The 7,061-nt window shown below is 37.4% G+C and carries 5 protein-coding genes; 1 reads left to right on the forward strand and 4 read right to left on the reverse strand.

All coding sequences use genetic code 11. The features are described 5' to 3' along the window. Positions 1 to 242: 242 nt before the first annotated feature. The 4 genes from ACQR30_RS12595 to ACQR30_RS12610 all read right to left on the reverse strand — a co-directional run bounded on the left by ACQR30_RS12595 (position 243) and on the right by ACQR30_RS12610 (position 5,604). Complete coding sequence (locus tag ACQR30_RS12595) at positions 243 to 2,159, reverse strand: M1 family metallopeptidase (protein WP_429735620.1); 1,917 nt, start codon at positions 2,157 to 2,159, stop codon at positions 243 to 245. Further along, positions 2,135 to 3,700, reverse strand: a complete 1,566-nt coding sequence (locus tag ACQR30_RS12600; protein ID WP_429735622.1) for a glycoside hydrolase family 10 protein — start codon at positions 3,698 to 3,700, stop codon at positions 2,135 to 2,137. The genes ACQR30_RS12595 and ACQR30_RS12600 overlap by 25 nt, the downstream gene beginning before the upstream one ends. Positions 3,701 to 4,094: 394 nt before the next feature. Next, positions 4,095 to 4,556: a MarR family winged helix-turn-helix transcriptional regulator gene (locus ACQR30_RS12605; protein ID WP_429735624.1), complete on the reverse strand. Its 462-nt coding sequence runs from the start codon at positions 4,554 to 4,556 to the stop codon at positions 4,095 to 4,097. Between the two features lie 19 nt (positions 4,557 to 4,575). Then, complete coding sequence (locus tag ACQR30_RS12610) at positions 4,576 to 5,604, reverse strand: radical SAM/SPASM domain-containing protein (RefSeq protein ID WP_429735626.1); 1,029 nt, start codon at positions 5,602 to 5,604, stop codon at positions 4,576 to 4,578. Positions 5,605 to 5,826: 222 nt separating this feature from the next. Here ACQR30_RS12610 and ACQR30_RS12615 point away from each other — a divergent pair, with 222 nt between their 5' ends. Next, a complete protein-coding gene (locus ACQR30_RS12615) occupies positions 5,827 to 6,915 on the forward strand; it encodes a mannose-1-phosphate guanylyltransferase (RefSeq protein ID WP_429735628.1) in 1,089 nt (362 codons plus the stop codon). The last annotated feature ends 146 nt before the right edge of the window (positions 6,916 to 7,061 follow it).

Genomic DNA, 7,061 nt, shown 5'->3' on the forward strand with positions numbered 1-7,061 from the left:
AGCTCGAACTTGGACATTTTTTGCAATACTTGAATTTAGTATTTACCCTTTTTCTGCTAAAAGAAAAATATATTGCGACTACAGTGAAATAGAGGCCTGTATTGATTGAGAGAAGAAAGCATTTATACTCACCTCGATTAGGAATGTTAATTGAGCCGGGAAAAATAAAAGAATTATTTGGATGAGGGCTGGACTTTGCAATTCGGATAAAATAATTTGTGCACTCATGGAAAGAATAAGCCCTATTCCCAAATATTATTTGCTCCATCGACATCTGCCATGCGCTGGGTTGGATCAATAACTATTGATTTAATCTCAGTAGGTGCCTGAGATAGTTCTAAATCGTAAGAAGGGCTTGTCCACCGCCATTCAGGAGCAAAAATCCATTTGTAATAATTGTTTTCTGCGGGCTTGTGACCATACATCATTCCCAATGGGATATTGTACATTTCTTCTGAGCCATCTTTATAAGTGACCAGTATATCCAGTGGCATCGGCATTTTGCCAATGCGTTGCAAATTAACTATTGCATGATTTTCTTTTGAAGAAATTTTGCTAATAGCATAATCAATCGTCTTTGTGGAATAGATCCAATATTGTTTATACCATTCCAATTCTAAGCCGCTTACCTTTTCTGCGACACGAATCAGATCGTTTGCATTGGGATGTTTGAACTGCCATTGTTTATAATATTCTAACAGAAATTTATCCATGTTTTTATTCCCTATAATATAGGAAAGCTGTTCATAAAATACGGCGCCTTTACCATACGCTGCTAACTCGTAGGCATAGTTGGTACTGTAATGATCTGCGTGTGTAGTCATTGGTTCTTCCAAACCACTTTTGGCCAAAGTAAAGTAACTGCCGTAGCTTTTTTTGTACCACAAACTGTCTTGCGCACTCCAACCTGAAACGCGCGTCTGAAAATAGGTGGCCCCTCCTTCATCCATCCATGGGAAAAGACTTTCATTACTGCCTAAAACACCTTGATACCAACTATGGCCAAATTCATGGATGGCTGTGCCGATGCTGGCTGATTTTATCAAAGTCGCCATAGGATATTCCATCCCACCGTCGCCACCCTGTATAAAAGAATAATTTTTATATGGATAATCGCCATAAGTTTTAGCGATAAAATGGCTGTATAGGTAGGCTACCGAATCGGCTAAGATATTCCATTGTCTATCTGCACTATCACCCTTGTTTTTATATACAAAATAAAATATAGGCCCACCTTTTATTTGTCGTTTCAATAAGGCATAATTATTATCCGCTGCCCAAACAAAATCGTGTACATTATGTGCCACAAAATGCCAGGTGGTGGTCTGGTTAATTGTCTTTGGAACTCCTGGCACTTTCCCATATCCAAAACCTACTTCATCAGGATTTTGGATGGTGCCTGTACCTGCAACCAAATAATTTTTATCGACCGTAATATTTACATTAAAATCTCCCCATACCCCGTAAAACTCCCGTGCAATATAAGGATTAGCATTCCACCCTTCATAATCGTATTCCGCGATTTTGGGGTACCACTGGCTCATACTATAGCGCACTCCTTCCGCATTATCGCGTCCGCTACGTCTGATTTGTATAGGTACCTGCGCATTAAATTTTATAACAATCCTATTTTGAGATTTAGGTAAAAATGGGCCTGTCAGATCTACTTCAAGAATGGTTTCATGTTCGATTAATTTTTGCTTTTGGCCATTCACTTCTACATATTCCACATGCTGAAAGCCTTGTTCAGATGGCGATAGATGACTAATTCGATCACGCACGCGCGGATCCCAGTCACGTACTTCTGCACCATTTCTCGTGTAGCCCAAGATTTTTCCCCCCAACACTCTACTTCTTACATCCATCATACTTCCGGGTTGAAACGCATTCCAATAAAGGTGTATAAATAGGCGGTGAAGGGTGTCTGGAGAATTGTTCCAATAGACGATATTTTCTTTTCCTGAGAGCTGGTTGGTGTTTACATCTAATTTTGCGTCAATTGTATATTTTACTTTTTGTTGCCATCTTTCAGGTTGAGCCCATATATATGAACCATACAGACAAAAAGCTAAGAGTAAATATTTTCTCATAGTTTTTAGTTGATTGTTATTTATCTGTTGTACTTCTTGAACCTTTAATGCCCCGACAATCCTTTCCATCTGCCGTTTCTCTCTTTTTCAAATATAATGATATTACTCAAATCACTCTCATTATTCTCTTTATCCACGCTTGTTACAGCAACGTATATTTTAGTGCAATCAGGTGGCAGTTTTTGTTCTATGTTTGAAAAACTTAATAGATGCACACCATTATCGCCAGCAATTATTTGCACGGGAAGTTTGCCTAAAGTAGCTGGGTCAGTTGTGGCGTATAACACATATTTATTTACGATTTCAGTATTCGATATTTCGTCAAGGGAAACGGATATTTGCAATGCTCTATCTGATGAAATCCAGATCTCGGGGGCATTTGGTGGATTATTGTCGATCCATTTCATGGGTGGTACCAATGCGGGATAATGATAATAATTATTTTCTAAACTATCTACAAAACCACCCGGATCGGAATTAAAAGACTTATTGCTAAAATATATACTTCCTTGCACTGCCGGATATTGACGAAGTAGTTTTATTTCATTGGGCAATTCGTAAGTGTTATTATAAGCAGATACATCTTTTTCATCGGCATGATAAAGCGCCTGGCCAATGTATAAATCTTTGCCATAAGTATGATGTGACCACCAATCCAGTAAGACCCGGAAATCTTGACCCTGTTTGCCGATAGGCCAATACAATTGAGGAGCGACATAATCGATCCAACCTTTTTTTAACCATAGTAAAACGTCTGCATATAATTGATGGTAATCCGTTGTCCCCCTTGTTTCACTCCCGCCCGGATCCTGAGATTTATTTTGATAAATGCCAAATGGACTTACACCAAATTTGATCATGGGTTTTAGTTTCAATAAAGCCTCATGGACCCGTTTAATAGCAGAATCGCAATTGGATCGGCGCCAATCATCCAAACTTAAGCCTTTTCCATACTTCCGATAAGCATCATCATCATTAAAATGTTGGCTAGTAGGATAGGGATAAAAATAATCATCGAAATGGATACCGTCCACGTCATAACGATGTACAATATCTGAAACTACACCTACCAGATAATCAATAGTCTGCGGTAGGCCAGGATTAAAGATCTTTTGTTTTCCATAAGATACAAACCACTCTGGATGAAGACGTGTAATACTATTTTCAGCAATTGACGATTTGTTGACATCAAATACCATTCGATAAGGGTTAATCCAAGCATGAAACTCCATGGCTCTTTTATGCGTTTCAGTGATCATAAACTTCAGGGGATCATAAAAGGGGGTGGGCGCCTGACCCTGTTTTCCTGTAAGATATTCACTCCAAGGATCGTATTGGGAGGGGTAAAATGCATCGCCCACAGGTCGGATCTGCACAAATACGGCGTTGATGCCAATTTCCTTATCCTTATTTAAAATATTGATAAACTCCTGTTTCTGTTGTTCAACACTTAGACCTGGCTTGCTTGGCCAATCAATATTGACTACAGTAGCAATCCATGCACCACGCATCTCATATTTTGGGTGCATTTCTTGTGCATACAAGACGCTTAAAGAGAAGCTAAGAAGAAAAAATAATAAAATAGTGATTTTAAAATATCGATTTGACATCAGAGAGAAGACTTATTTTTGTGTGGACGTTGTATTAATCGCTACGTATGCGTTTCGCAAATGAAAGTAGCATAAATTTATATAATCAACCGTAAAACCAGAAAATCTTTAATTTTTGGAATATAAGGCGTTAATCTCTTTGTGTATTGCACAACCTGTATAAGATAAACTTCTTAAGGGTTTTATGCGTATACGTATGGAGTGGAAGTAAGGCGCCCAACTTCCACTTACTCGGTAAATAAATCGCAGCGAAGCAAGAGGCCAAAAAATCTCTTTTTTTTTGGTGGTCCATTTCTAAGAATTTAAATGGTCAAACAAAAAGAAGGCAATAAGTATTAGACAATTAAAAACTTTCCACAAATGTCATAATCTATACTGCTAATGCTAAACCCGTTCATTCGTTGTTGTCATGGTGGCGCATCTTTATCAGCAAATTACTCAGCACGCCTGCCTCTTCTTCAGTTAATCCTTTTAAAGGCAAGTCTAATTCTTCAATATTTTCCATGATTTTTGTTAATAAATTTTCGCCTTCGTTGGTTAAATATATTTCAACAAGCCGCCGGTCGGTAGTGGACTTTCTTTTCCCCACCAAGCCTTTTGTAATCAATCTATCCACCAGACGACTAGTGTCACTCATTTTCTCAAACATTTGTTCGCGTATTTGTAAAATACTCAAATGATTGCCTTGGTTACGGTCTATTATCCGCATGATATTGTACTGCTGGCCTGTAATATCGTACTGTTCCATAAACCTTCGAATAAACTCGCTCATCCATGAAGCCGAAAGCATCACGTTTAACCTAGTTTTGTGGTATAGACTTCTATATATATCAGGAAGATATTCCTTGTTATTCATAATAAGAAGCTTTTTGTGGTTATTTTTCCCAAACTTTAAGTCCTTCAGAGCAGTTTGCGCAAATATCGATATTTTTACGTCCGCCCATCAGTTCGCTTCGAAATTGTTTATAATTTTCATTATGCCAGATCTCTTTAAACGATTGGTTTTTTAAATTTCCTAATCTGTGCATTGCATCTTTATCGAAACAACAAGGGACAACTAAACCATCCCAGGTAATTACGTTTGCTTGCCACAACTTCCAGCAATGGTTTTTCAGGCCACTTTTTACCTGCATTTTCCCATTGTTATCTTTCTTGTAACGACTATATTTATCTATCGATGGAATTAGCTTATGAGGATCGTTTTCATAGTCATATACCTGTGCAGTTTTAAAACGTACTTGATCCACACCGATTTCCAGGGCTAAACGTTTTACGTCTTCGATTTGATGCTCATTAGGTTTAACAACTAAGAATTGAAAAAAGACAAATGGTGTTTTGCTATTCATCTCCTTTTTACATTGTACTATGTTACGTGCACCTTCCAACACTTTTTCCAAACTGCCACCTACACGATATTGTTCGTAAACATCCTGTGTGGTCCCGTCGATAGAAATAATCAATCTGTCCAACCCGCTTTCTATTGTTTCCTTTGCTTTTTCTTTGGTAAGATAATGTGCATTGGTAGAAGTGGCTGTATACATGCCTTTACTGCTGGCATATTTTACCATCTTTAGAAAATCAGGATTCAGGTAAGGTTCGCCTTGGAAATAAAATATTAAATACAATACTTCTTTGTAAATTTCATCTATCGTATTGGTAAAAAAATTGTTGCCTAACATGCCTTTTGGCCTGGTAAATGCACGCAAACCACTTGGACATTCCGGGCAGCGCAAATTGCATGAAGTTGTTGGTTCGAAAGAAATGGAAATAGGAAACCCCCATTGTATAGGCTTCTTTTTTATTTTGCTAAGTTGATAACTCGAGACTACTTTAACCGCATTCCACGTACGGCGAAATGTAAGTTTTTTTAATAGGTTTATACTATCGTTCAAATTGAAATACATTGTACAAATGTAATATTTATCACTGAATTTATGGCCATTGAATAACATTCAGGGATATTGTTAACCATAATATAGTTAAATAATGAAGAAACATTCTAATTTCTTTATAGAAAATAATCTTTTGCAGGAAGGGAAATGGAAATGAGGAAGTAATATAGTTTTTTTGCTTTTTTCTTTGTAGAAGAAACCATTATCTTCGCAAGAGTAAAAAACGAATCTTTAGTGGAAAAGAATGACCATCATTATGTGGTAATATTGGCCGGCGGGATTGGCAGCAGGCTTTGGCCTAAAAGCCTGATAGCTAAGCCTAAACAATTTCTAGACATTTTAAATATAGGTAAAACGCTCATACAACAGACCTATGAGCGTTTTGTCCCTTTTATAAAAAAGGAAAATATTTTTGTAATTACACATAAAGATTATTTAGGATTTACGCAACAGCAATTACCTGATCTACCCGTGGAAAATATCTTGGTCGAACCCAGTAGGAAGAGTACGGCGCCCTGTGTGGCTTATATTTCTATGAAGCTTATGGCCAGCGATCCTGAAGCGAATCTTATTGTAGCGCCGAGTGACCATATTATTTTTGATACTGAAGTTTTTTCAGAATTTGTATCGACTGCGTTAGATTTCTCTGCACACTTAAATGCTCTGGTTACATTGGGCATAAAACCACTTTATCCCAATACGGGTTATGGCTATATACAATACGAAACACGCGAGGTGGCCTCGGATATTTATAAGGTAAAAACTTTTACAGAAAAACCTAATTTGGAATTAGCAAAGATTTTTATGGAAAGTGGTGAGTTCTTGTGGAACTCCGGTATTTTTATTTGGCGGGCAAAAAGTGTTTTGAACGCCATTGAAAAACACTTACCCGAATTGTATGAGGTTTTTGATGCAGAAAGAGAATACCTAAATACGCCGCAAGAGCGAGAAGCATTACAAAGGATTTATCCACTTTGTACCAATATCTCCATTGATTTCGCCATCATGGAAAAGTCTGAAAATGTATATGTAATACCTTCTTCTTTTGGATGGAGTGATTTGGGAACCTGGAACAGCACTTATGAAAATTTAGAAAAAGATTATTTAGGTAACGCCGTTTCCGGTAAACATATTTTGGTGGTAGATGCTACCAAATGTATGATAAGTGCCAACAACAACAAATTGGTTGTGTTACAAGGCTTGGACGATTTTATTGTCGTGGACACTAAGGATACGCTGCTGATCTGTAAGAAAGATAAAGAGCAAGAAATAAAAGATTATGTAGCAGAAGTAAAGAGGAATTTCGATGAAGACTATTTGTGACCTCTGGAAATAATTGATTGATGCAATGATATTGTTTACCCGTCAGGAGCTTACGCATTGGCATATTTCCCCTGAATATAGCACATCGTTTTCCATTAAAATAACATTTATGGTGTAATCGGTTCCGATAAGCTAGAAAGACGGGG

This window comes from Arachidicoccus sp. (genome assembly GCF_050436765.1).
Taxonomy (GTDB): Bacteria; Bacteroidota; Bacteroidia; order Chitinophagales; family Chitinophagaceae; genus Arachidicoccus.